Here is a 24,572-nt window from a genome sequence, read left to right as displayed (position 1 = left end):
TGGCGGCCGCCACTTTTGGTAGAACGCGTGTTCAGCGATCGGGCGATGAGGCTATGGCTCTTTGCGTCGAGATCTATTACCCTGAAGGTCGAATATTGTTTCCATTGACTCAGTGGCGAGAACTCTATTGGCGTACGCAAATATCGAATGTTAGGCTCCTGCGACTGAAGCGTCTCGGTTGAAGGTCGCAAGCGCCACCATTGCCGTGCCTGTGTAGCAGGAGGACGTATGTGCCCTTGCCTGCGGGCCCGATCTCACCGAGCGGTCCGGACCTCGACGGGTGCGGCGGCCGGTGGCACGAAGGTGGCCGTTGGGTCGGCGCCGCGGATCGGCCCCTTCGGCGTCGCCAGACACCCTCGGGCGAAGACCGGTTTCCGTGCCCGGCCGAGGAGGGGTCGGTGCCACAGTTCTTCCTGAGCCGGGCGGTCGGCTACGACGACCGTTACGTCACCCGATTCTTCCGTGACCTCTCGGCCAAGGTGGGGGAGCTGACCGGCGCCCATGGCGAGATCGGGTACATGCGCCCTCCGGGCGGGCCGCCGTGGCCGAACGAGGTGCTGGAGGCGCTGAGCTCGTGCCAGGTGTTCGTCGAGCTGCGCTCGCCCGCGTCGGTCCTGAGCCGTTGGTGCGTCGGTGAGCGTGCCGTCTTCGAGGAGCGGCTCCGGCGGCACACCGCCCGTACGGGGCAGGTCGTCAAGGCCCTGATCCCGCTCGTGTGGGCGGATGATCCTCTCGGCCCGTACAGCGACGCGGAGAAGATCGGCGAGATCGTCCGGCACCATGCCGAGCGGAACCGCTACGAGGCTTGCGTCACGGCCGTCGGGCAGCGCGTCGCCGACCTGGTGAGCCACGACCGGCTGCCCAAGGGCGACACCGACCTGGACCCCGCCGGCTTCGTGGCCGACGAGGCAGTCCTGGGCACGGCCCGGCGGGTGCACTTCGTTGTCGCGGCGGCGAGCACCGAGGAGATGGCGCTGGCGCGGGTCCGCCGGGATCTGCGCTACTACGGCGAGCAGGCGCGGGACTGGCATCCCTACGATCCGGCGACCTTTGCCTCGCCGCTGGCCGAGCTGGCGCGCGCCATCGCCGCCGATCAGCTGTTCGGTTCGGATGTCACCGATCTCCGGCAGCTCACCGAGCGGCTCGAGGCGGCGCGCGCGAACAACCACATCGTCGTTCTGCTCGTGGACCTGTGGGTGACCCGGCTGCCCGGCCGCCACCAGCAGCTGTCGACGCTCGCCAGGACCGGCGAAGCGACCGTGGCGGTGCTGGCCCCGCTGAGCGCCATGGATGCCGAGACGGTGCGGCACCGCGACGATCTGCGCTCCGAGCTGACGCGAGCGGTGCTGGCGGACATGACCGAGCGGGATGCGCCGACCCGGCTGGCGATCGAGAGCAGCGAAGCCTTTGTGGAGAACCTGATCTCGGCCCTCGAAGAGGCTCAGAACCGATTGTTCAGCCGCGGCAGGGTGTTTCGCCGACCGGCGGTCGAGTCCGCGACGAGCCGTCCGATCCTGCAAGGCCCTTGATCGACGTCCGGCAAAGAGTTGCCCGCCTGTTGCATAGTCGAACCGAGTAGGAAGGTGAGTGGCTGTGATGACCGACGCTGATGAGCCGGGTCTGGATGGTCGGATCATCACCTTCTACTCGTACAAGGGCGGCGCCGGGCGCACGATGGCCCTCGCCAATGTGGCGTGGATTCTCGCCAGCAACGGGGCTCGGGTGCTCGTGGTCGACTGGGACCTCGAGTCGCCGGGTCTGCACCGGTATTTCCACCCGTTCCTGGAGGACAAGGAACTGCGCGGGTCGCCCGGCGGGGTCATCGACATGATCCGGGCGTTTGCGATGGCCGCCACGCATCCGGGCGACGACCCGAGCGCCGAGCTCGGCCCGGACGAGGTGGACCGGCTCGCTCGAGTTGCGGCGTACTCGACTTCGCTGAACTACACCTTTCCCGAGGACGGCCGCATCGAGCTGCTGTCCGCCGGCCGGCAGGTTCCCGAGTACTCGACCCGGGTGAGCACCTTCAACTGGGACGACTTCTACGACCGTCTCGGCGGGCAGGCGTTCCTGGCCGCGCTACGCCGCAACATGCGCCGTGAGCACGACTTCATCCTCATCGACAGCCGCACTGGTCTCAGTGACAACGCCGGTATCTGCACCGTCTTCCTGCCGGACGTGCTCGTCAACTGCTTCACCATGAGCACGCAGAGCATCGACGGTGCTGTGGCGATCGCCCGCTCGGTCCGCAAGCTCCGCACCGCGCCGATCGACATCTTTCCGGTGCCGACCCGCGTCGAGGACGGCGAGCAGATCAAGCTTGAGCGCAGCCGCACCCTGGCGCGCCATCGCTTCGAGCCGTTCATCCCGGTGAGCGTTGCGGAGGCCGAGGAGTACTGGGGCTCGGTCGAGATTCCCTACAAGATCTACTACGCCTACGAGGAGATTCTTGCCGCGTTCGGCGACCGCCCCCGCCAGGAGGGCACCCTGCTGTCCGCCTACGAGCGCCTGGCGAGCAAGCTCACCGGGGTCGAACGCGAGCTGGGGGCCGTCGCCGAGGCGACCCGGCTGCAGTGGCTGGCCGAATTCGAACGTACCGCCGCCGCCACGGCGCCCGGCGACCCGATCGTGATCAGCTACGCGCCCCGGGACCGGATCTGGGCTGAGTGGATCAGCGCGGAGCTGCGGCTCGTCGACCAGCCGTACGAGCTTCGCGAGCTGCGTACGTCCGGCGGCGCCACGGAGGGGGCGAGCCGGGTCGTGGCGCTGCTGTCCGAGGAGTATCTGCGCTCGTCCGCGGCCGAGCGCACGCTGCGGAACGCAACCGCCCGGCCGTACCGCGGGCGCGGCCAGTTCCTGGTCCCGCTCCGGCTGGACGGCACGGAGCTGCCCAAGGCCTTGGTGGGCAGCACGGTGCCGAACCTCCGGGATCTGACCGCGGCCCGGGCCCGGGAGGTGCTGCTGGCCGCGTTGGACCTGGCCGACGTTGCGGTTCCGCTCGTCGGCGAGAACGGCCCGGGCCCGCGCTACCCCGCGACGATGCCGGGCATCTGGAAAGTTCCGGCCCGAAACCCGGTGTTCACCGGCCGTGAGGGGCTGCTCGACCGGCTCCGCGGCCGGTTGATCGACAGCGCCTTCACCCGGCCGGTGGCGCTGACAGGCCTGAGCGGGGTGGGTAAAACACAGATCGCGCTGGAGTACGCCCACCGTTTCGCCGCGCACTATGACCTTGTTTGGTGGATTTCGGCGGATCAGCCGGCGATCGTCCGGGTGGAACTGGCGCGGCTGGCGGGTCCGTTGCGGTTGAACGCCGGCGCGGACACCACCGGCCAGGTCGATGCGGTGCTGCAGGCCCTGCGGCAGGGCGACCGGCTGCGCCGGTGGTTGATCATTTTCGATAATCCCGACGACCCCGAGGGGATCGCGGAGTTCCTGCCGGCCGGCCCGGGAGATGTCGTGATTACGACAAGGAACCCGGACTGGGCCCAGCACGCGGAACGGATCGAGGTCGGCGTATTTGCCAGGCGGGAGAGCATCGAGCTCATCGCCAGGAAGATCGTCTCGTTGTCCGAGGTGGAGGCCGATGCCGTAGCCGATCGGCTCGGCGATCTCCCCTTGGTGGTGGAGCAGGCCGCCGCGTGGCTGCAGGAGACCGGGATGCCGGTCCGCAACTATCTCGAGCTGCTGCAGTCCCGCCCGGCCGCGGTGCTGGCCGAGTCGTCCTCGGGCTACGGGGCCTCGGCCGCCGCGACCTGGACGCTGTCGATGCAACGACTGGAAGAACGGCAGCCCGCGGCCGCCCGGCTGATGGAGCTGCTTGCCTTCTTCAGCCCAGAACCAGTCCCGACTTGGTTGCTACAGACCCCGGCTATGACCGAGGAGCTTGCTAGAGTCGACCGGTCCATGCGTGACCCCCTGCTGCACGGCTCCCTGATCCGGGAGATCGGCAGGTTTGCCCTGGCCAGGGTTGATCCCTCGATAAGCGCTGTTCGCGTCCACCGGCTGGTGCAATCTGTAATCAGGGACGCGTTGAGCGAAACTGATTCGGAGACAACGAGGGTGCAGGTTCAGGAGATCCTCGCCGCGGCCGCAGCGGCCAGGCAGGGTGGGGCGGACGACCAGGACAACTGGTCGATCTACGACGAACTGCGCCCGCATCTGGTTCCGTCGGGCGCACTGCGCTCGCGCGAGGACGCCGTCCGTCAGCTGGTCATCACCATGGTCCGGTTCCTGCGACTGCGCGGCGACCTCGCCGGCAGCGAGGAACTCGCCAAGCAGGCCCTCGACGAGTGGTCCGCGACGGGTGACGAGACCGACCGCGAGATGACCCTGCGGTTGAAGGTGCAGCTGGCCAACGTCCTGCGCACCGCGGGTCGTGACGACGAGTCCCGGCAGCTCAGCCACGAGGTCACGGAGGAACTCACCGAGCTCGTGGGCCCGGATCACCCGTACCGTCTGGAGGCGGCCGGTGGGCTCGCCGCCGACCTCTGGTCGGCCGGGCAGTACCAGGAGGGCCTGGTGCTCAACCGCGAGCTGCTCGACCGCTGGCGCGAGGGGTTCGGCGAGGACCACCCTCGCACGCTGATGGCGGCCAACAATCTGGCTCACGCGGAGCGCCTGTGCGGCAACCTCGCGGAGGCGGTGCGGCTGGACGCCGACACGCTGCGCCGCCGGACCAAGACGCTGGGCACGGACGACATCTGGACGCTGTGGTCCGCCATCTACTACAGCCTCGGCGTGCGTGAGGTCGGCAGCTACGAGGAGGCCCGGGACCTGCTGCAGCGCACCGTGGAGGAGTGCAACCGCACGCTCGGCCGGGAACACGAGCAGTCGCTGCGGGCGTCCCGCATCCTGGCCGGAACGCTGCGCCGGATGGGCCGGGCGGCGGAGGCGGAGCGGCTCGCCGCGGAAACGTATGCCGGGTACAAGAAGACCCTCGGTGCGAAGCATCGCGAGACGATGCTCGCCGAACTCGAGGTCGCCTGCAACCGCTCCGCGGCCGGCGATCACGGGCAGGCCGACGAGCTGGCGGCCGAGGTCCTGGACTACTACACCGACCAGTACAAGAGCGACAACCCCTACAGCCTGGCCGCTGCCAATGACCGCGCCATCTTCAAGATCCGAGCGGGCGACGGCGCAGGCGCGCTGGCCATCCTCGCCGACGTGTTCGAGACGTACCAGGCGAAGCTCGGCGACGAGCACCCGTCGACGCTCATCTGCTGCCTCAATCTCGCCAACGCGTGCTTCCTCACCGGCGACACCGCCCGCGCTCACCGGCTCGACGAGCGCACCCACGCCCGGCTGCGCCAGACGTTCGGCGCCGAGCACCCGGTCGTCATCGCCGCCACCAACAACCTGGCGCTCAGCCTGCACGCCACCGGCCAGGAGCGTGACGCCGAACGCCTGTTCACGGAGGCGGCACGGCTTGCGCGGGACGTGCTGGGCCCGGAGCACCCCAACACCCTCGCCATCGGCGAGCGGACCCGTATCAACACCGACATCGAGCCGTTCACGCCATGAGTTCAGCCGTCCAGGACGGCGCTGATCCAGGCTGACACGTCGGCCGGAGCGACCGTCCGGTCGGACGCCTCGTACAGCCGGCGGACGAGCCGCGGACGGCCCACCGGGTCGCTGCGGCGGCTGGCGACGCACAGGCCGACCCAGGCCTCCGGAGCGCCGCCGTCGATCGCCGAGCGGAACTCGTGCGCGGCCCGGTCGGCCTGCCCGTCCACGTGTGCGGCGACGGCGTCGACCAGCCGTGGATCGGCACGCGCGGGCGCGTCACCGGTCACGATCGACCGAATGAGTGCCGCCACCATCGGCTCCGCCGCCCCTGCGGCGGACTCGGTCCGGACGGCGCCGGGGGCCTGGGTCCACGCCGCCGGCAGCCAGGACGGCCGGGGTGCGCTCGCCAGCCGGTTCAGGTCACGGTCGGCGGACGCCTCGTCGTGGGTGAGGTCCCAGCGCACCTGGTACGCGTACGCCACATCGTCGGCGGCGTGCTCGATGTGAGCCGGGACCGGCTCGGCCCCCCAGTCCAGCAGGGTGCGGTACAACGGCTCGACGAACTGCCGGCCACAGGCCGTCAGCTCGTCCGAGTCGAGCAGCGTCTGCACGGCGTGCAGGGTCAACCGCCGCCACAATGCGAATTCGAAATGCGCGGAGCGGTCACCGTCCGCGCCGCGCCGCCGGCGCCAGAATTCACACACTCCGAAGTGTGCATAGGTGCCGTGAAGCAATGCGGAAATCGGTCGCGGGTCGGGACGCCAGGGCGCGAAATACAACCGCCGGTCAGTCGTGTGCAGGTCATACTGGTCCAGAATCGCCACGAGTTTCATGTGCATGAACTCATGAATGAGAGACAATGCCATGGCCTCGGCCGGCGTGTCGAGTGATACGGCCAGCGACCCGAACGCGCGGAATGCGGTGGCGCCCTGGCTTTCGGCATCGTCGGAGTGGGTGAGCGGCACCAGTGACGCGAGCGCGGTGCGCATGCCTCGGGCGTGGTCGGGGAAGTCCGTCGCGATGATGGACCACGCCGCCCGGCAGGTGTCGCCGAACCGGGCCGCGGCCGCGTCGTCCAGCCGTTCCTGGGGAGGCCACGGATAGCAGTCGCGCTGGGAGTCGAGGTCCTCGACCGCGATGGCGTACCGGCCCTCCAACTCGACCCGTCGCACCGGCATCCAATGCGCGCCGGCGCCGGTGAACGGCCGCGGCACATCGGCGTGGCCGTCCGTGCCGTGCAACGTGATCCGGTCGGCGGTGCCGGTGATCCGCACGAGGCCGGAGCCCAGGCCGGTGCCCGCGCCGAGGGTGGGCAGCACGACCGTCCCGTCGCCGGTACGGACGTCGACCGCGAACGTCATCCGGGCCCGCGCGGCGGCGGCGGCGGCCAGCGCGGACAGGTAGTCGGCGGCCTCGTCGAGGTCGCCCCTGGTCCGCAGCCAGTTGGACGCCCACTGGTCGAGGTACGGGTGGCCGAGAACGGCCAGCGCGGCGCGGCCGCCCACGGACTCGGCCTCGGCGAGGAGATCGATCATCCGGTGAATGGTGTCGGCCGGGGCGTTGTTGGCGTTGCTCGTCTCGTGGCGAATGGCAGTAAGAAGAAATTTTCGCTTCAGCACCTGGCTCATGGCGAGTTTTTCTACCGCCGCGCCGCTCCCACCGGCAGTAGTTAAGCTGGTGAATTCGGCCTGCGTCAGCGCAAGCCGTCCGAGCTTGGGCGTGTTGACACTCCGCACGGACGCCGAGCGTAATCGTGTGGAAGGCGGGCGCCAACGCGGCACGACAAATTCGGTTACGCCCGTTTGGGAAGTTCACCCCGGGAGGGGACCGTATAGCACACAGTAAGTTCGGAACCACGCAGCGGCGAATGTCGCGCGAATTGAGGCCGGGGGCAGGGTGTCACAACGGGCGGCCCGGGTCGTTCGGGTGGGGTGACAACGGGGTGACCGTGTCGTGTCGCCAGGCGCGCAGCGGCATCGACGCCAGCGTCGTTTCCAGCTGATCGGCATCGTCCGCGCTGAACAGGCCCCACGTGCGCCACTCGCCCGGTGCCAGCGGGGGGCGCCAGAGCCGCAGCAGGCTCCCCTGGGCCGCCAGTTCGGCCGCCCGTGCCGCCTCGCGCCGGCGCATGCCGGCGATCTCGTCGTCCGTCGTGCCGGCCGGGACGGTGGTGACCATGTCCACCAAGTACTCCATCGGCCGATCATCCCGCACCGCGCGGGGCGGCCGGTATAAGATCTACGGGTTTCACAGTTATGGCATTCGATATTGTCGCCGTCGGCCGCGGGGAATTTGCGTGTACGCCGCAATTGTCAGCGCCAGCTGTGAGGTGGCGCTCGCGCGGCGGGACGAGCCCGAGGTGCTGACCGGTCATCCCGGGGCCGCCTTCGTCGAGTACGTTCGCAGCACTTTTGCCGACCTGAGGGCGAGGCAGGCCGCTCTACTCGACTCGATTGGATGACTGGCCAACCATGATGGCGGACGCAATTCAGGGCGACGGGAAGACGGTCGCCATCGTGCACGGGCGGGACCGCCGGGCGTACGACGTGACGACCCGGCTGCTGGTTGCGCTGGGCGTTTCATGCCCCTCATGTACCCGTTCACGAGCGTCATGATCGACGGTGACCTGGAGGCCGCGCCGTCGTCGGACTTCGAGCGGCCGGACACCGATTTCGCGCCTCATGCGGAGATCCGGGTGCAGCCGGCCGGATACTTCATCACGCAGCACGTCGGGCCGGTGCTGCAGTTCGTGGCGACCGACAAGGTCGGGCCGTTCCACCATTTCGCCACCGACGTCCGGCGGCAATGGGCCGGCGCCAAGCGGCTGGAAGAGCTCGAGGCCGGGCAATGACGTTCGCGGGGGTCACCGTCGCCGCCTTTTACGGCCCGAAGAGCCCGCCCTTCGCGTCATTTCTGGCCGGGCTCCAAGGGGATCGCCGGTGACCTGCTTCCGGGTTTTGCGCCGCGGAGCATCGAGCAGATCCACGCGACGGTGCTCGGCCTGGAGTTTCCGATCCGGCCGACGACCCGGCAGGACGTGCGCGATGTCCTGGCGCACCTGCACGCGCAGCTCGGGGCGGCGCCGGTGCTGATGCGGTTCGGCGGGTTCGGCCCGGGCGAGGCCGGCTTCCGGAGCCGCAACCAGACGCCGTACGAGCGGTCGTTCTCGGTGTCCCGCCGCCTGGCGGTGCTTGTCGGATGGCCCGCGGACGCCGTTCAACGGCTGGCCGAGCTGCGGTACGACGCCGAGCGCTTCGGGTTCCGGCACCGGTACCACGGCCTGGGTCTCGATCCGGACCCCGACTGTTACCTGGTCATCGGCGAGGTGCCGCCGGAGGCCGGCGACGCCGGGCTGGAAGAAATGCGCTCGTACCTCTCCGCGCACCCGTTCACCGTGCCGCTGGGCGCTGCGGACGCGAGTGTCGTCCTCTACCGGTCGACGGAGCTGCCCCGGGCCACCAGCGTCGCCATTCCGCTCGCCGAGGCCGGCGAGCGGAACGACGGTACCGATGCGATTGCCGCAGTTGTCGGAGGGCACCGGCCGGACTAGGGCAGGACGGGCTGCGGCGCGGCCGGCGCCGGCACCATCGACCGGCGGCGGGTCGGCACGCCGAGCGTCGGGTTGGCCACGCCCCACACGGCGCCCTTGCAGACCAGCTCCTTGTACACGGCGGCCGTCCGGCCGGTCAGGACCGCGGACTTGGCGCGGTCGTCGGCGGTGACGTACTGGATCAGGCCCTCCTTGCGGCCCAGCGAGATGCACTGGTTGAAGTACCGGATCGGCGCGTTCGGAAGCTTGCCCCCGGTGAGCCGCGCGGCGATCGCGTCCGCGGCCTGCCAGGCGGACGGGGTGCCCGAGGCGCACGACATCCGCAGCGGCTTGCCGCCCGGGCCGATCGCCAGGGCGGAGTCGCCGATGGCGTACACGTCCGGGTGCGAGAGCGAGCGCATGTACCTGTCCACGGCGATCTGCCCCGTGTCCGAGACCTGGAGCGAGGTCGCCGCGGCGATCGGGTGCACCGCGAAACCGGCCGTCCACAGGGTCACGTCGGCGGCGATGTCCCGCCCGTCGGACGTGGCGATGCGGTCGGACCCGACGGCGTTGACCAGCGCGTGCTCGTACACCCGGATGTGCAGCCGGCCGATGACCTTGCGCAGGTGGTCACGGCCCTTCGGGGAGAGCCAGTCGCCGAGCTCGCCGCGGACGACGAGCGCGACGTCCAGGTCGGGCCGGGACTCGGCGATCTCGGTAGCGGCCTCGATGCCGGTGAGGCCGCCGCCGACGATCGCGACGGGGCGGCGGGCCTCGAGCCGGGCCAGGCGGTCGCGCAGCCGCAGCGCGCCGGGGCGGCTTGCGATCTCGTACGAGTGCTCGGCCGTGCCCGGCACGCCCTGCGCGTTCCAGCCGCTGCCGAGCGCGTAGACGAGGGTGTCGTACCCGAGCTCGCCGTCGCTGAGGCTGACGACCTTGCGTTCGGCGTCGACGGCGGCGACCTTCGCGATCCGCAGCTCGACGCCGGTGCCGGCGAACATCTCGCGCAGCGGCCGCGGCTTGAGGGTCTGGCCGGTCGCGAGCTGGTGGTTGCGAACCCGCTCCACGAAGTCGGGCTCGGCGTTGACGAGGGTGACGGTGGCGTCCTCGCGGCGGAGGCGCCGGGCCAGACGGCCGGCGGCGGTGGCTCCGGAGTACCCGGCCCCGAGAACGACGATGCGGTGCGACATGGTGTGCTCCTGTCCTGCGCGGGTTTTGCCCTTTGAGCCGGACAGCCCGCCGTTTCATGACAGCCGCACGCTGTGAAGCACCTCACAGGCGCTCAGAATGTGATCGTGGCCAGCGGCTCGCCGTGGTCGAGGGCGGCCCACTTCGCGGTGGCGCGCTCGAGCTTGTCGGGGTTCACCTGGTTCATCAGCGCGGTGATGCCGTCCGCCGTCACCTCCAGGCACATGATCCCGACGACGCGCCCGTCCACGACCGCGACGACCGCCGGGTCGCCGTTGGCCGTCCAGGCGTACACCTCGGGCGAGCCCCCGACGGCGGCCCGCTTGCCGGCGCCGGGCTTGAACAGGCCCCAGATGAACTTCGCCACCGCCACGGCGCCCTGGAACGGCTTGGTCCGGGCCGGCACCTTGCCGCCGCCGTCGCCGATCGACACGGCGTCGGCGGTGAGCAGGCGCACCAGCGGCTCGGTCTGCCCGCTGGCCGCCGCGGCCAGGAACTCCTCGACGATCCGCCGGGCCGCGGCCGCGTCGACCGCGGTCCGGGTCTTGCCGTCGGCGACGTGCTGCTTGGCGCGGTGGAAGATCTGCTGGCTGGAGGCCTCGGACAGGTCGAGGATCTCGGCGATCTCGCGGTGCGGGTAGTCGAAGGCCTCGCGCAGGACGTACACGGCCCGCTCGTTGGGCGAGAGCCGCTCCATCAGGGTGAGCACCGCGAAGGAGACGGACTCGCGCTGCTCGGCGGTGTCGGCCGGGCCGAGCATGGAGTCGCCGGCCAGCAGCGGCTCGGGCAGCCACTGCCCGACGTACGTCTCGCGCCGCGCCCGGGCGGACGTGAGCTGGTTGAGGCAGAGGTTCGTGAGCACCTTGGTCAGCCAGGCCTCGGGGACCTCGATCCGCTCGATGTCGGCGGCCTGCCAGCGCAGATAGGTCTCCTGCACGGCGTCTTCGGCCTCGCCGGCGGAGCCGAGCATCCGGTACGCGATGGCCTCCAGCCGCCCGCGGGCCGCCTCGAACCGTTCCACGTCCCCGATGGCCACGCTCATGGCCCGATGCTAACGCGCTCGTCCGGCGTTACAGGGACGGCGGCAGGCCGAAGCGGGCGAAGATCTTCGGGTCGATGAACGAGGTGATCTCGGCGATGCGGTCGCCGCGCAGGGTGAGGACGTTGAGGGCCCAGGCCTCGTGCAGGCCGTCCGGGGTGCGGCGCAGGTAGCTGGCGATCGCGGGCTGGGCGTTCGCGGACGCGGCCAGGTTGCGCCAGCTGCCGCAGGTGCTCAGCGGCATGCTCTCGGCGAAGTCGCGGACCGTCGGGAGGCCGCGGTACCAGGCCGGCAGCGGTGGCATCGACCATGTCACGTCGTCGGTGAGCAGGGCGACCAGGGCCGGGGCGTCGCCGTCCTCGAGCGCGGTGGCGAACGCGGTGACGGTCTCGCGGACGCGCTCGTCGCCGATTCGGCGCAGGGTGGGCTGCTGGTGCTGCGGCGGTACCTTCTCGGCGAGCGTGCGCCGCGCGCGGGCGATGGCGGAGTTGACCGAGCCGGCCGTGGTCTCCATCATCGCGGCGATCTCGGCCGCGGCGAAGCCCAGCACCTCGAACAGCAGCAGGGCGGCGCGCTGGTTGCCGGGAAGGTGCTGCAGGGCCGCGACGAATGCGAGCTCGACGGTCTCGCGGCGCTCGTAGACGACGTCGGGGTAGGGCTCCAGCCACGCGACATCCGTGCGTGGCTGGACGCCGGCGGCGGGCGCCTCGGCGGCGGGGCCGAGGTCGATCGGCAGCGCGCGGCGGCCGCGGGCGGCGACGAGGTCGAGGCAGGTGCGGGTCGCCACGGTGAAAAGCCAAGAGCGCAAAGAACCGCGGCCTTGGTATCCGGACAAGCCCAGCCAGGCCCGCACGAGCGCGTCCTGCAGCGCGTCGTCGGCGTCGTGGACCGATCCGAGCATGCGGTAGCAGTGTGCGTGCAGCGCCCCGCGCAGCGGCGTGACCAGTCGCGCGAAGGCGTCGTCGTCGCCCTTGCGCGCGCGGGCGAGGTCGTCGGCGAAATCGGGCTCGAGCAGCCGACGAGTCTGGGGCACTTCGTCAGTCTCCTTTCGTGAGAGAAGGAGGTCATCCACCATGCGACACGACACTCTGCGCGTCCCGGACGCCGCGCTGCACTACGAGCTGCGCGGCCGCGGACCGCTCCTGGTGCTGGTCGGCGCCCCGATGGGCACCCGGTTCTTCGCCGCGGCCGCCGACCTGCTCGCCGCCGACCATACCGTGCTCACCACCGATCCGCGGGGGATCGGCGCGAGCATCCTCGATGTTCCCGAGTCCGGCTCGACCCCGCAGGCGCGCGCCGACGACCTGGCACGCCTGATTGCGCACGTCGATGCGGGTCCGGCCGCCGTCTTCGGCTCCAGCGGCGGCGCGGTCACCGGCCTGGCCCTGGCCGAGCGCCACCCCGGCGTCGCACACACCGTGATCGCCCATGAGCCGCCGGTGACCGAGGTGCTCGAGGACCGCGAGGAGCGCCGGGCCGCGATCGAGGACATCATCGCCACCTACGAGTCGGGCGACCCGGCCGGCGCCTGGAAGAAGTTCATGGTCAACGCGAACATCCACGAGGGGCCGCCGGCGGGTCCGCCGCCGGACGCGCAGCAGATCGCGGACGAGCGCTTCTGGTTCCGCCACGAGATGCGCGGCACCACGGTCTTCCGGCCCGACATCGCCGCGCTGCGCTCCGGGCCGACGCGGGTCGTGGTCGCGCTGGGGGAGGACTCGGCGGGGCAGCTGCTCGACCGGACGTCGCACGCCCTGGCCGCGCTGCTCGGCACGGCGCCGGTGCCGTTCCCCGGCGGGCACATCGCCTTCGTGATGGACCCGCCGGGGTTCGCCGCGCGCCTGCGTCAGGTGTTGTCACCGTGAGGCGCTGTGACCTCAGCGGCCCATGAGCCGCTCGACCTCGGCCAGCTCGGTCTCGTTCAGCGGCCCGTGCTCGAGGGCGCCCGCGTTCTCCTCGACCTGGGCGACCGTGCGGCACCCCGGGATCGGGACCGTGCGCGGGTCGTAGGCCCACAGCCAGGCCAGCGCGCCCTGCGCGAGGGTGCGGCCGCCCGACGTCAGGATCTCGCGGATCGCGTCGATGCGCGTGAGGAACTCCGGCGTCGGGCGGCCGTCCTTGAAGTACGTCATCCACTCCGGGCTCAGCCCGCGCACGTCGTCGCGGGGCAGTTCCGAGGTGGCCGAGTAGCGCCCGCCGAGCAGCCCCATCGCGAGCGGCCCACGGATGATGACGGCCAGGTCGTGCTCGGCCGCCACCGGCAGCACCGCGAACGAGCCGCGCAGGACCGACAGATCCGCCTGGATCGTGGCGCACCGGACCCCGGCGGCCGCGAAGGCGTCCGCGCGCTCGGGGAAGTCGGTGCTCCAGCCGTACGCGCGGATCAGACCCTGGTCCACGAGGCCCTCGAGCACGGGGACGAGGTCGAGGGCCTCGGCGATCGGCAGCGAGTTGATGTGCAGCTGGTACAGGTCGATGTGGTCGGTATTGAGCCTTCTGAGCGAGTCGCGGACCGAGCGCCCCACGTTCGCGGGCGTGCCGTCGTCGGGCCCGACCTGCCGGGTCTGCTCGTCGAAGGTGCCCCCGAACTTGGTGGCGATCACCGCCTCGTCGCGGCGGCCTTCGAGCGCTCGGGCGAGGACCTTCTCGCTGTGCCCGGCCCCGTACACGTTGGCGGTGTCGAAGAACGTCACCCCGAGCTCGAGCGCGCGGCGGACCGCCCGCACCGACTCCTCGTCGTCGACCTCGCCCCACCCGAGCGGCTGCTCACCGGCCCAGAACGGCCCGCCGATCGCCCAGCACCCCATGCCGAGCGCGCTGACCTCGATGCCGCTGCGTCCCAGGAATCGCTTGTCCATGAGGAGGAGCCTGTCACCTGGAGCGCGCTCCAGGTCAACTCAGGCCGTGATGACGATCTTCCCCCGTGCGTGATGCCCCAGCATGTGCGCGACGGCGCTCGCCGCGTGGTCGAGGGGGTAGGCCTGGTCGACGACCACCCTGACCTTGCCTGTCTCGAGGAGTTCGAGCAGCGCGGTCAGGTTCTCGCGGTCGTACGCCGGCTTCACCAGCCGCACGTTGGCCATCAGGGCGGCCCGGGCGGTCCGGGGCAGGCCGGCCAGGAGGCCGCCGGTGTTGCCGATGCTGTTCGGCATGAGCACCCCGCCCGGGGCCAGGAGCCGCGCGGTGGCCTTGGGCGGGTGGTTCAGCACGTTGTCGAGGACGGCGTCGAACCGCGGCCCGCTCCGGGTGAAGTCCTCGCTCGTGTAGTCGACGACGTGGTCCGCCCCAAGGGACCGGACCAGTTCGGCGTTGCCGGGTCCGCACACGGCGGTGACCTCCGCGCCGAGCGCCTTGGCGATCTGTACCGCCATCGTCCCGACGCCGCCCGAGGCGCCGTTGACCAGGACGCGCGTGCCGGCGCTCACGTGGGCCACGTCCCGCATGGCGGCCAAGGCGGTGAGCCCGGCCATCACCGACGCCGCGGCATCGGTGAACGTGAGCCCGGCCGGCTTCTTGACGAGCCGGGCGGCCGGCGCGGCGACGTACTCGGCGAAGGTGCCCTGGGCGGACCCGAACACCTCGTCGCCGGGTACCAGGCCGGCGACGCCCGCGCCGACGGCCTCCACCACGCCGGCGACGTCGCTGCCCCGGATCCGGCGCCGCGGGCGCCGCGGCCCGGCGCCGAGGCGCAGGATGGACGGCTCGCCGGCGACGGTGGCCCAGTCAGGGGTGTTGACGCTGGTGGCCCGCACCCGGATCAGGACCTCGTCGGGGCCGATCGCCGGCGCGTCGATCTCTTCGATGCGGAGCACCTGCTCGGGGGCTCCGTAGCCGGTTTGGACGATGGCGCGCATGTCAGTATCCTTACGCAGTAAGGGCCTGTGCGTACGCTGTAAGGGTAGGCCGTACGGTGTAAGGGTGTCAAGGGAGGGCGACGTGAAGATCTCCGCGCTGGGCGACCCCGGCCCCGAACGCCGCACGCAGCTGACCCGGGCGCGGGTGATGGAGGCCGCGATCGAGCTCGCCGACCGGGACGGCCTCGAGTCGATAAGCATGCGGAAGCTCGCCCAGGAGCTGGGCGTGGAGGCGATGTCGCTCTACACGCACGTACGCAACAAGAAGGACCTCCTCGACGGCATGACGGATGCCGTGCTCGGCCAGATCCCGACGGCGGTCGACGGCGCCGGATGGAAGGCGTCGCTGCGGCAGCTGGTGCTCGCCGCGCGCGGTGTCATGCTGCGCCATCCGTGGGCGCCGGGCGCGGTACAGCAGCAGAGCACCCCCGGCCCCGCCGCGCTGACCTACGTCGACACGGTGCTCGGCATCCTCCGCGAGGGCGGCTTCTCGGTCGCGCAGACGCATCACGCCCTGCACCTGCTCGGCAGCCGCCTGCTCGGGTTCACGCAGGACGTGTTCGACGATTCCGGGGACCTCGCCCCGGAGGCGGTCGCCGGCCTCGTCCGCCAGCTCGGTGCCAGCCATCCCTACGTCGTGGAGATGGCCGTCGCGGTCACCCACGACGGCGCCCTCGGCGGCTGCGACGACGGCGCCGAGTTCGCCTTCACGCTCGACTTCATTCTCGACGGCCTGAGCCGGCTGCAAGGAGGACCGGCCGAGTCATGATCGAGGGCGCGGCCGGGCCGCCGCGATGTGGGGCATCGTCGGCGGCACCGGCTCGATGGTGCTCGCGCTAGCGCTGATCGCCGCCGGCCTCGCCACGATTCCCGAGCGGGACGGCCTCAACTACGTCACGGCGTTCCCGGTCGGGCTGGGGCTGCCGCTGCTCGCCGCCGGGCTGGGCCTGCTGCTCGCGGCCGGCGTCCGCGCCGTCGCCGTGACGTCGGCGCCCGGCCGCGCGGAAGGCGAGCAGCAGCAGGACCGCGCCCAGGAAGGCGACCAGCGCGGCCGTCGCGGCGGTGACGTGCATCGCCGCGACGAACGCGTCGTTCGCCCGCGTGGCCAGGTCGGGGCGGTGCAGGGCGTCCGCGACCGCGCGGGTGTGCTCGGCCGACGGGGCCGCCGCGTCCCGGGCCGCGGGCGGCAGGTCCCGCAGGGCCGGCTCGATGCGGTCGCGGTACGTGGTGGCCAGGACGGTGCCGAGCAGTGAAATGCCGAGGACGCTGCCGACCTGCCGCACGGTGTTGTTGACCGCCGACCCGGCGCCCATGCGGTCCAGCGGCAGCACGGCGATGACGGCGGCGACCGTCGGGGCGATCGTCATGCCCATCGCGGTACCGCTGACCAGTCCGACGGCGCAGAACCACACCAGCGGCGTGTCGACGTCGAACCACAGGTTGGCCAGGAACGCCGCCGCGACCACGAGCAGGCCGCCGCCGCTGACCAGGCCCACGCCGTGGCGCTTGGCCAGGCGCGCGCCGAGGCCGGAGCCGAGCGCGACGCCGAGCGCGCCGGGCAGGAACGCGAGGCCGGTGTCGAGGGCGCTCATGCCGCGGGCGCCCTGCAGGTAGAAGTTGCCGTAGAACATCTGGCCGGTGATGGCGAAGAACAGCGCGGCCAAGGCGACGTTGCCGGCGCTGAACCGGCCGTTGCGGAACAGGCGCGGGTCGAACGACGGCTCGCTCGAGCGCCATTCGAAGACGGTGAACAGCACGAGCAGCGCCAGGCCGAGCACGATCGGGCCCCACACCGGCCAGCGGGTCCAGTCGGTGTCCTGGCCGGCCTCGATGAGGCCGTAGGCGAGCGCGGCGAGGCCCGCGGTGGACAGCAGCAGGCCGATCGGGTCCGGCCGGCGCTTCCGGGCAAGCTTCGGGTTCGGTACCTCCGACGCGATCCCGATCAGCGCGATGGCGACGAGTGGCAGGTTCACCAGGAAGACCGAGCCCCACCAGAAGTGGTCGACGAGCACGCCGCCGAGCAGCGGGCCGAGGGCGACGCCGACGCCGCTGGAGGCCGACCAGGCGGCGATCGCCCCGGCCCGGCGCTCGGGCGGGAACGTGGCCCCGATGATCGCCATCGAGGTGGGCATCATCATCGCGCCGCCGACGCCCATCAGGCCGCGGGCGAGGATCAGGCCGGTGGCGTCGCCGGCCCACGCGGCCCAGATCGAGGCGCCGCCGAAGCAGGCCAGGCCGAGCACCAGGATCGTGCGGTGGCCGTAGCGGTCGCCGAGCGCGCCGGCGGCGAAGAGCGCGGTGGCGAACAGCAGGGCGTAGGAGCCGACGGCCCACTGGAGCTGGCCCGGCGTGGCGCCGAGGCCGGTCCGCGGGTCGGCGATGCGCTCCAGCGCGATGCCCAGGATCGTGGTGTCGATCCAGATGAGGACCGCGGCGAACACGAGGACCGACAGCACACGGCGCTGCCGGGGTACGTTTATTGACAGGTCCCTGACGGTCATGCCTGCCACACTCGCAGGATTGGCAGGTTCCTGTCAATTGTATTCCGGCGCACAATGGGCGGGTGACTCCCGGAGACGCCTGCTCGACCTTCCTCGTCCGCCACGCCTGGCTGACTCTGCGCGGCGTCGTCGCCGAGGCCCTGGTGCCGTTCGAGCTGTCGGTCGCGCAGTTCGCCTCGCTGCTGCTGCTCGACGAGTCGCCCGGAATGTCGGTGGCCGACGTGGCGCGCAAGGTGTCCACCGCCCGCCAGTCGGCGAACGAGATGCTCACCGGCCTGGAGCGGGCCGGCCTGGTGGAGCGTCGCCAGCACCCCTCCGACCGCCGCTCGCAGCAGATCCTCCTGACCGACGCCGGACGGGCGCGGCTGGGCGAGGCGGTGCCGGCCGTGCAGGCCGTGGAGGCCAGGCTCTCCAACGGGTTCACCCCGGAGGAGCTGGCCGTGGTGAACGCCTGGCTGACGCGCATGACCGCGGCCGACGCTCCACCGGGCGAGGAGATAACTACGCTCTGAGCTGGACAGAAGTGTGTCCCGCATCACATCATGGAGTGGGCGGGAGGTGCGGCATGGAACTGCTCGGCGGTATACAGCGCATGGAGCACGCCATCCAGACCCCGGTCGGTGATCCGGCGTTCGGGTCCCGGGTAAGTCACGCGGTGGCGCAGCTCAAGGCCGCTTTCGCGGTCCACGTGGAACAGACCGAGGGGCCCAGCGGCCTCTACGCGGAGGTGGTCGACGACGCGCCGCGGCTGGCGCCGTACCTCAACACCCTGGTCGGCGACCACCGCTCCGTGTGGACGGCCCTCGACCAGCTCGAGGGGCACCTGACCGACGAGCACCCGCCCGAGGCCGTGCGCCGCGACGCGGACCGGCTCATCCGCGAGGTGTGGCAGCACCGGCAGCGGGGCGCGGACCTGCTCCACGAGGCGTACGAAACCGACCTCGGTGGAGAGACCTGAGCCGACTACGCTCGAGCGATGGGGCAGCATGTGCTGGTCGTCGACGACGACCCGACGGTCAGCGACGTCGTGCGACGCTACCTGGAGCGGGCCGAGTTCGGCGTCCGGCTCGCCCGTGACGGGCAGGCGGCGCTGGACGAGTACCGCCACGAGCGCCCCGACCTCGTCGTGCTCGACCTCATGCTGCCCGGCATCGACGGGCTCGAGGTGTGCCGGCGGCTGCGCACCCAGGACCCGGGCCTGCCGATCATCATGCTGACCGCGCTCGGCGAGGAGTCCGACCGGGTGATCGGCCTGGAGGTCGGCGCCGACGACTACGTCACCAAGCCGTTCTCCCCGCGCGAGCTGGTGCTGCGCGTGCAGTCGGTGCTGCGCCGCGCGGCCCCCGTCCCGGCCGCCGGCGGTGAGCTGGCCGACGGCGACCTGCGGGTCGACGTCGCCCGCCGGATCGTGACCCGGCAGGGGATGGAGCTCGCGCTGACCGTGCGCGAGTTCGACCTGCTCGTGTTCCTCATGCGCAACCCCGGCCGGGTGCTGCGCCGCGCCGAGCTGCTGGAGCAGGTGTGGGGCTGGACCTTCGGCGACCAGTCGACGGTCACCGTCCACATGCGACGGCTGCGGGAGAAGGTCGAGGACGATCCCGCCGAGCCCAAGCGGATCCTCACCGTGTGGGGCGTCGGATACCGGTACGAATATGCCTGACGTCATCTCCACGTTCCTGATGGCCCTCGGCGGCGCGCTCGCCGTCGCGCTGGCCGGCCTCGTCGCGCTGCGGGTCCTGCGCGGCCGCTCGGTCACCGCGCACATCGTGGTCATCCTGCTCGTCACCGTGTTCAGCGTGCTGGCCGGCATCCTCGGCGCCGCGATGCGCATGTTCATCTCCGACCACGATCTGCACGTGCTGCTCATCGTCGTTGGCACCGCCGCATCCGTCTCGCTCGCCGTCGGGCTGTGGTCCGGACGACGCCTGGCCCGCTCCAGCATGTGGGCGGCCGAGGCCCGCGATCGCGAGCGCGCCGCCGAGGCCCGCCGCCGCGAGCTCGTCGCCTGGGTCTCGCACGACCTGCGCACGCCCCTGGCCGGGCTGCGCGCGATGGCCGAGGCGCTCGACGACGGCGTCGTTTCGGACCCGGACACCGTCGCGGAGTACCACCGCCGCATCTCCGCCGAGACCGACCGCATGGCCGCGCTCGTGGACGACCTGTTCCAGCTCTCGCGGATCAACGCCGGGGCGCTGCGCCTGTCGCTGACGGACGTGCCGCTCGGCGACGTGGTCTCCGACGCCATCGCGTCGGCCACGCCCCTGGCCGCGGCCGAGCACATCAGGATCGTCGCCGAGCCCTCGTCCGGCTGGCCGGTCGTGCGCGGCTCGGTGCCGGAGCTGTCGCGGGTGGTGAACAACCTGATCGGCAACGCGATCCGCTACACGCCGCCGGAGGGCACCGTGACGGTCACCGGCGGTCAGGACGACGGCGGCGGGTGGCTCGCGGTGTCCGACACGTGCGGCGGCATCCCGGATGCGGACCTGCCCCGGGTCTTCGATGTGGCGTTCCGGGGAGCTCCCGCGCGTACACCCGAAAAAAGCGCCGGAGGCGGGTTCGGGCTGGCCATCGTGCGCGGTCTCGTCGAGGCCCATCAGGGCGAGGTCGCCGTGGACAACTCGGGCGACGGCTGCCGGTTCGTGGTACGGCTGCCTAGTGCAGACCGTCCAGTGCGTGCCGGCACGGATCGTCCGGCCGCTCCGGCAGTCGCGGGATGACGTCGAGCAGCACCCGCCGGAGCCGGTCGGTGTTCTCCCCGAAGACCCGGAAGACCTCCTCCTGGGTGACCCCGTGGTCGCCCTCCACGCCCGCGTCGAGGTCGGTGACCAGGGCGATCGAGGTGTAGCAGAGCGCCAGCTCCCGGGCCAGCACCGCCTCGGGATGCCCCGTCATGTTCACCACCGCGCCGCCGATCGAGGTGTACCAGCGCGACTCGGCCCGCGTCGAGAAGCGCGGCCCCTCCACGACGACCATCGTGCCGTCCCCGGCCGCGATCCCGTGCTCCGCCGCGACCTTCTTCACCACGTCACGCCCGGTCGCGCAGTACGGGTCGGCGAAGTTCACGTGCACCGCGCCCTCGTCGTAGAACGTCTGCACCCGCCCCGAGGTCCGGTCGATCAGCTGGTCCGGCACCACGAACGTGCCCGGCCCCAGCTCGGGCCGCAGCCCGCCCACCGCGCAGGGCGCCAGCACCTGCGACACGCCGATCTCCTTCAGCGCCCACAGGTTCGCCCGATAGGGGATCCGATGCGGCGGAAAACGGTGATCCTTTCCGTGCCGGGGAAGAAAAGCGGTGCGCCGCCCGCCCACCGTGGCGACCGTGATCGGGTCGGACGGTGGGCCATAAGGCGTGTCGACCACGTGTTCCTCGGCGCCGTCGAGGAGGGCGTAAAGCCCCGATCCACCGATCACGGCGACGTCCGCGAGTGAGGTCACGGAACAGACCCTAACCGGGACGCGCGGGTCAGGCTATGGTGCGAGACATGACCCTCGCACCCCGCTTCCTTGTTTGCTGGTGGGACTGATGTCGATGCACGGGGAACTCGGTGAACCACCCACGGGCCGTGGGTCACCGAGACCGGGAAATTCCGGCACCGGCCGGGGTACGTCCAGGCAGCGTCGAGGGAGGGCGATGGAGTCGTTGACCGGGCGGCTGCTGGTGGCGACCCCCGCGCTCCGCGACCCGAACTTCGAGCGCACCGTCGTGCTGGTCGTCGCGCACGAGGAGGGCGGCGCCCTCGGCGTGGTGCTCAACCGTGCGACCGAGGTCCAGGTGGCCGATGTCCTCGGCGGCTGGGGCGCCCTGGCGGGTGAACCACCGGTGGTCTTCGAGGGCGGCCCGGTGCAGCCCGAGGCCGCGATCTGCCTGGCCCGCACCCGCCCCGGCGTCGAGGACCTGGCCGGCTTCAACCGCGTCTCGGGCGCCGTCGGCACCGTCGACCTCTCCGGCGACCCCGACCTCCTGGTCGCGGGCGTCCTCGGCGTCCGCGTCTTCGCCGGCTACGCGGGCTGGTCCCCGGGCCAGCTGGAGCGCGAGATCGAGGGCGGCTCCTGGTTCGTCTTCGACGCCCTGCCCAGCGACGCGTTCGCCCCGCGCCCCGACGACCTGTGGCAGATGGTCCTGCGCCGCCAGGGCGGCCTCATGGCGGCGGTGGCCCACTACCCGTCGGACCCGACCCAGAACTAGGCATACCCGATGTGACCCCAACCCCGGATATGTGTACTATTCCGTGAGTGCCCGCGAGAGCGAAGCACAAGATGGGGCCGTGGCGCAGCTGGTAGCGCACCACACTGGCAGTGTGGGGGTCAGGGGTTCGAGTCCCCTCGGCTCCACCATCGATAGGCGCTCCCTGCTCAAAGGCGGGGGCGCCTTTTTTGCCGTTGCGATGGCGGTGTTCCTCGCGTTCGCTTCGCATCACTCCCCAGTGGGGGCTTCGCCACCCACACCCCCCATTGCGGTCCTCAGGTTGCGGTCGTTGGGGTGGCCTTCCTTCCTTCGGCTCGCTTCGCTTTGCCTCTGCGCTTTGGTGGTACGGCTTGTGCGTGCGCCGGTCCGCTCCTCGCTCGATCTGGGCTGCTTCTGCCGTCAGCGCTCCTTGAGGTGGATTGCGTGGTCGCATACGTCGGCCTGACCGGGCCTGCCACCGCGGCCAACATGTCTTGCGGTATCGGCCGCCCAGCCTGGTGATGCCAATCGTCAAGATCAGGAGAGTTCCTCAAAAGATCAGTCCTTCTTCAGCCGGCGCCAGCCGCCGGCTCGGTTGTTCGCGATGATCTGGCGGAACATGGCCAGGAGCGGCTCGGCCGGAACCTGGGCGCCCTCGTATACCGCCACGGTGCGGGCCGTTTTGTTCGCGTGGCCCGCTGTGATGATGCCCGCCGGGTCGGGGACCATCGCGCCGTCGTAGAGGAACACGTTGACGTGGGTTTTCGCGGCCAGCAGGGCGCAGATGTTGCCGTCGAGGACGAAGTAGGGCTGGACGGTGCGTTTGATCGTCTCGGTCACCGCCGGGTCGGCCTCGTGTACCAGGTCACGGACCCGGCGGCAGACGGTCTGCTGCCACTCGGGGAGCGCGTCGATGTACGCGTCGACGCGCTCGTCCTTCTCGTACGTCATGTTCCAGAACCTAGAGCGGCTCGTCCGAGGAGTAGCACGGCGTCGCGATGTTGACTCGCAGGGTGTCGGTCCCCTCGGGGGCCACGGAAATGTTGACCCGGTCGGGGGCGGTGGCGTTCAGGGATCCGTCGGCGCCGGTCGAGGCCACGGTGTACTGCTCGCCGGTGTAATGGTCGCGCAGCTTCTGCAAGGCGGCCGGCTGCTGGGCGGCGGGCACGGGCACGTCGCCGTAGGTGATGGCGGTGAAGGTGTGCGGGCCCTCGCACGCCGCCAGGCTGCTCGTCGGCGGGCCGGTGGGCGTCGCGGCCAGGGCGGCCACGGCCTCGGCGCGGTACCTGTCGGCCAGCGCCTGGGCGTCGGCGTGCTTCATGGTCTTGACGGGGCCGGCCGAGGGCGTGCCCGACTCCGGCGTGCTCTTATCGCCGTCCGAGCACCCGGCCAGCACCACAAGGGCAAGCACCAGGCTCAGCGGACTCAGGATGCGCCTCACTGCACACTCCCAGAGGACATGGGTTCTCAGGCTAGGTCGTAGACGGTCGTGGCGATGTCGCGGGCACAGAGCCGGTCGATGATCAGCGGTTCGATCTGCTCCCATCGGCCGCCGGCCAGCCCGGCGCCGATGCGCGGCATGTGCACCGAAGCCTGCAGCCGCACGGCGTGATCCGCAACCGCACCGAGGCAATGACCGAGTGCGTCGTACCGGATCGGGGGCCCCTTCGAACCGGTCCGCATCCCGTGCTGGCCGATCATGTTCGCGACCCAGGTGTCGGCGCGTACCTGCACCACCCGGACCGCGCCCAGGGCGAAGTCGTTGTGGGCGCGCTCCCGGTGCCACGCACGGTAATCGCGCTCCGGCTCCGGCCACCGGCGGGACACGGCGACCACGAACCCCTTGCCCCAGCCGCCGAGGTCGTTGCAGACGTGCGCGATGAGCTTCGGACCCGCGGCCTGGGGGCTTGTCGCGTCGCCCCGGACGTAGCGCAGGGGGGTCACGACGTCACGTGCCGCGGCAGGACCAGGGCGAAGGCGCGCGGGAAGCCCAGCGGCTCCAGGCGGCGGGCGGCCACGTCGGCGACCGGGATCGTCGTCTCCACGCCCCGGGCGGGGTTGAAGCAGTGCAACTCGCCGTCGGTGTGGCCGACGATCAGGACCCAGTGGCGCGGTATGGCCGCGCCGATCAGCATCGCGACCGGCCAGTCGCACTCCACGGCGGCGATCGCCGGGGCCAGGTCGCCGCGGAAGAGGCGCCAGCCGTACCGGACCCCCAGGGCCGCGGTGTGCGCCGAGATCACGCCGGCCACGCCCCACGGCGTGGTGCCCAGCTTGCGGGGCCACAGGCGGTTCGCCTCGGCGTGGATGCGGTGCTGCTCGGCCGCCGCGTCGGTGACTGTCGCGCCGTAGTCCGGGTCCAGCGCCGCCACGGCCACCAGAGCCACCGTCGGGCCGCAGGTGAAGCCGTCCGTCTGCCGTACGTACGCGTAGTCGGGCACGCACCGACAATAAGGAACGATCAGCCCCGGCGCAGGAGGCGTCCCACGGCGGCCATCATCTCGGTGGCCATCTCCTCGCCCTTGCCCTCCTGGGAACCGTTGTGCATGCAGTGGCGGGCGTGGTCGTCGAGCAGCCCGAGCGCCACCTTGTCCAGGGCGGCCTGGATCGCGCTGATCTGGGTGAGGACGTCGATGCAGTACCGGTCCTCGTCGACCATCTTCTCCACGCCGCGGACCTGGCCCTCGATGCGGCGCAGGCGGCTCTGGAGCTGGTCCTTGGTGGCGGTGTACCCGCGCGGCGTCGGGGCGGTCATGGCGACAAGCATACCCGCATCGCGATGAACCCC

The 24,572-nt window shown here is 71.3% G+C and carries 25 protein-coding genes and 1 tRNA gene; 12 read left to right on the top strand and 14 right to left on the bottom strand.

What is annotated here, in order from left to right:
- Nucleotides 1-236: 236 nt before the first annotated feature.
- A complete protein-coding gene (gene fsxC, locus AB0B76_RS22640) occupies nt 237-1,529 on the top strand; it encodes an FxsC protein (RefSeq protein ID WP_360378296.1) in 1,293 nt (430 codons plus the stop codon).
- A 67-nt stretch (nt 1,530-1,596) separates the two neighbouring features.
- On the top strand, nt 1,597-5,520 hold the full coding sequence (fxsT, locus tag AB0B76_RS22635; protein ID WP_360378293.1) for an FxSxx-COOH system tetratricopeptide repeat protein: 3,924 nt from the start codon (nt 1,597-1,599) through the stop codon (nt 5,518-5,520).
- 2 nt (nt 5,521-5,522) lie between these two features.
- Here the strand turns inward: fxsT and AB0B76_RS22630 are convergent, their stop codons facing one another.
- Both AB0B76_RS22630 and AB0B76_RS22625 read right to left on the bottom strand, forming a co-directional pair.
- Nucleotides 5,523-7,040, bottom strand: coding sequence for an HEXXH motif-containing putative peptide modification protein (locus AB0B76_RS22630; protein ID WP_360378290.1), 1,518 nt, complete (start codon nt 7,038-7,040; stop codon nt 5,523-5,525).
- A gap of 364 nt (nt 7,041-7,404) precedes the next feature.
- Nucleotides 7,405-7,701 (bottom strand): muconolactone Delta-isomerase family protein, encoded by a 297-nt coding sequence (locus tag AB0B76_RS22625; protein ID WP_360378288.1) that lies wholly within the window; start codon nt 7,699-7,701, stop codon nt 7,405-7,407.
- 394 nt (nt 7,702-8,095) lie between these two features.
- Here AB0B76_RS22625 and AB0B76_RS22620 point away from each other — a divergent pair, with 394 nt between their 5' ends.
- Together AB0B76_RS22620 and AB0B76_RS22615 are read left to right on the top strand one after the other, a co-directional pair.
- The gene (locus tag AB0B76_RS22620) at nt 8,096-8,356 is read left to right on the top strand and encodes a hypothetical protein (RefSeq protein ID WP_360378285.1); all 261 of its coding nucleotides are present in this window, start codon (nt 8,096-8,098) and stop codon (nt 8,354-8,356) included.
- A gap of 141 nt (nt 8,357-8,497) precedes the next feature.
- Nucleotides 8,498-9,055 (top strand): hypothetical protein, encoded by a 558-nt coding sequence (locus AB0B76_RS22615; RefSeq protein WP_360378282.1) that lies wholly within the window; start codon nt 8,498-8,500, stop codon nt 9,053-9,055.
- On the opposite strand, the gene AB0B76_RS22610 is transcribed toward AB0B76_RS22615, so the two are convergent.
- From AB0B76_RS22610 to AB0B76_RS22600, 3 genes are all read right to left on the bottom strand, one after another.
- Nucleotides 9,052-10,227, bottom strand: a complete 1,176-nt coding sequence (locus tag AB0B76_RS22610; RefSeq protein WP_360378279.1) for an FAD-dependent oxidoreductase — start codon at nt 10,225-10,227, stop codon at nt 9,052-9,054. The genes AB0B76_RS22615 and AB0B76_RS22610 overlap by 4 nt on opposite strands.
- Nucleotides 10,228-10,319: 92 nt before the next feature.
- The gene (locus AB0B76_RS22605; RefSeq protein ID WP_360378276.1) at nt 10,320-11,267 is read right to left on the bottom strand and encodes an RNA polymerase sigma-70 factor; all 948 of its coding nucleotides are present in this window, start codon (nt 11,265-11,267) and stop codon (nt 10,320-10,322) included.
- A gap of 28 nt (nt 11,268-11,295) precedes the next feature.
- Entirely contained in the window at nt 11,296-12,297 is a 1,002-nt protein-coding gene (locus AB0B76_RS22600) for an RNA polymerase subunit sigma-70 (RefSeq protein WP_360378273.1), read from the bottom strand.
- 40 nt (nt 12,298-12,337) lie between these two features.
- Between AB0B76_RS22600 and AB0B76_RS22595 the strand changes: the two genes are divergently transcribed.
- Nucleotides 12,338-13,129, top strand: a complete 792-nt coding sequence (locus tag AB0B76_RS22595) for an alpha/beta hydrolase (RefSeq protein WP_360378270.1) — start codon at nt 12,338-12,340, stop codon at nt 13,127-13,129.
- 12 nt (nt 13,130-13,141) lie between these two features.
- Here the strand turns inward: AB0B76_RS22595 and AB0B76_RS22590 are convergent, their stop codons facing one another.
- Both AB0B76_RS22590 and AB0B76_RS22585 read right to left on the bottom strand, forming a co-directional pair.
- Nucleotides 13,142-14,122, bottom strand: a complete 981-nt coding sequence (locus tag AB0B76_RS22590) for an aldo/keto reductase (protein WP_360378267.1) — start codon at nt 14,120-14,122, stop codon at nt 13,142-13,144.
- Between the two features lie 39 nt (nt 14,123-14,161).
- A complete protein-coding gene (locus tag AB0B76_RS22585) occupies nt 14,162-15,118 on the bottom strand; it encodes an NAD(P)-dependent alcohol dehydrogenase (RefSeq protein WP_360378265.1) in 957 nt (318 codons plus the stop codon).
- 64 nt (nt 15,119-15,182) lie between these two features.
- On the opposite strand from AB0B76_RS22585, the gene AB0B76_RS22580 reads away from it, so the two are divergent.
- Nucleotides 15,183-15,887: a TetR/AcrR family transcriptional regulator C-terminal domain-containing protein gene (locus AB0B76_RS22580; RefSeq protein WP_360378263.1), complete on the top strand. Its 705-nt coding sequence runs from the start codon at nt 15,183-15,185 to the stop codon at nt 15,885-15,887.
- 67 nt (nt 15,888-15,954) lie between these two features.
- Here the strand turns inward: AB0B76_RS22580 and AB0B76_RS22575 are convergent, their stop codons facing one another.
- On the bottom strand, nt 15,955-17,619 hold the full coding sequence (locus tag AB0B76_RS22575; RefSeq protein WP_360378260.1) for an MFS transporter: 1,665 nt from the start codon (nt 17,617-17,619) through the stop codon (nt 15,955-15,957).
- Nucleotides 17,620-17,681: 62 nt separating this feature from the next.
- Between AB0B76_RS22575 and AB0B76_RS22570 the strand changes: the two genes are divergently transcribed.
- From AB0B76_RS22570 to AB0B76_RS22555, 4 genes are read left to right on the top strand one after another with little or no spacing between them, the layout of a single operon-like run.
- Complete coding sequence (locus AB0B76_RS22570; protein WP_360378257.1) at nt 17,682-18,131, top strand: MarR family transcriptional regulator; 450 nt, start codon at nt 17,682-17,684, stop codon at nt 18,129-18,131.
- Nucleotides 18,132-18,184: 53 nt separating this feature from the next.
- On the top strand, nt 18,185-18,577 hold the full coding sequence (locus tag AB0B76_RS22565) for a hypothetical protein (protein ID WP_360378255.1): 393 nt from the start codon (nt 18,185-18,187) through the stop codon (nt 18,575-18,577).
- Nucleotides 18,578-18,595: 18 nt separating this feature from the next.
- Nucleotides 18,596-19,279, top strand: coding sequence for a response regulator transcription factor (locus AB0B76_RS22560; RefSeq protein WP_360378253.1), 684 nt, complete (start codon nt 18,596-18,598; stop codon nt 19,277-19,279).
- Nucleotides 19,272-20,336: a HAMP domain-containing sensor histidine kinase gene (locus AB0B76_RS22555; protein ID WP_360378250.1), complete on the top strand. Its 1,065-nt coding sequence runs from the start codon at nt 19,272-19,274 to the stop codon at nt 20,334-20,336. The genes AB0B76_RS22560 and AB0B76_RS22555 overlap by 8 nt, the downstream gene beginning before the upstream one ends.
- Here the strand turns inward: AB0B76_RS22555 and AB0B76_RS22550 are convergent.
- Nucleotides 20,272-21,054 (bottom strand): S-methyl-5'-thioadenosine phosphorylase, encoded by a 783-nt coding sequence (locus AB0B76_RS22550; RefSeq protein WP_360378248.1) that lies wholly within the window; start codon nt 21,052-21,054, stop codon nt 20,272-20,274. The genes AB0B76_RS22555 and AB0B76_RS22550 overlap by 65 nt on opposite strands.
- 196 nt (nt 21,055-21,250) lie before the next feature.
- On the opposite strand from AB0B76_RS22550, the gene AB0B76_RS22545 reads away from it, so the two are divergent.
- Nucleotides 21,251-21,805 carry a YqgE/AlgH family protein gene (locus AB0B76_RS22545; protein ID WP_360378245.1) on the top strand — a complete coding sequence of 185 codons (555 nt, stop codon included), beginning with the start codon at nt 21,251-21,253 and terminating at the stop codon, nt 21,803-21,805.
- 73 nt (nt 21,806-21,878) lie between these two features.
- Nucleotides 21,879-21,954, top strand: a tRNA-Ala gene (locus AB0B76_RS22540).
- 388 nt (nt 21,955-22,342) lie between these two features.
- Here AB0B76_RS22540 and AB0B76_RS22535 read toward each other — a convergent pair.
- Genes AB0B76_RS22535 through AB0B76_RS22515 form a run of 5 tightly spaced genes read right to left on the bottom strand, consistent with a single transcriptional unit; the run spans nt 22,343 to nt 24,539 of the window.
- A complete protein-coding gene (locus AB0B76_RS22535) occupies nt 22,343-22,735 on the bottom strand; it encodes a DUF1801 domain-containing protein (protein WP_360378243.1) in 393 nt (130 codons plus the stop codon).
- A gap of 10 nt (nt 22,736-22,745) precedes the next feature.
- Nucleotides 22,746-23,225 carry a hypothetical protein gene (locus tag AB0B76_RS22530; protein ID WP_360378241.1) on the bottom strand — a complete coding sequence of 160 codons (480 nt, stop codon included), beginning with the start codon at nt 23,223-23,225 and terminating at the stop codon, nt 22,746-22,748.
- A gap of 26 nt (nt 23,226-23,251) precedes the next feature.
- On the bottom strand, nt 23,252-23,728 hold the full coding sequence (locus tag AB0B76_RS22525) for a macro domain-containing protein (protein ID WP_360378238.1): 477 nt from the start codon (nt 23,726-23,728) through the stop codon (nt 23,252-23,254).
- A complete protein-coding gene (locus tag AB0B76_RS22520) occupies nt 23,725-24,225 on the bottom strand; it encodes a hypothetical protein (RefSeq protein WP_360378236.1) in 501 nt (166 codons plus the stop codon). The genes AB0B76_RS22525 and AB0B76_RS22520 overlap by 4 nt, the downstream gene beginning before the upstream one ends.
- Before the next feature lie 20 nt (nt 24,226-24,245).
- Nucleotides 24,246-24,539: a metal-sensitive transcriptional regulator gene (locus AB0B76_RS22515; protein WP_360378234.1), complete on the bottom strand. Its 294-nt coding sequence runs from the start codon at nt 24,537-24,539 to the stop codon at nt 24,246-24,248.
- Between the last annotated feature and the right edge of the window lie 33 nt (nt 24,540-24,572).

The sequence above is a fragment of the Dactylosporangium sp. NPDC049140 genome (assembly GCF_040648435.1).
This window is presented reverse-complemented; position numbering and strand designations above follow the sequence as displayed.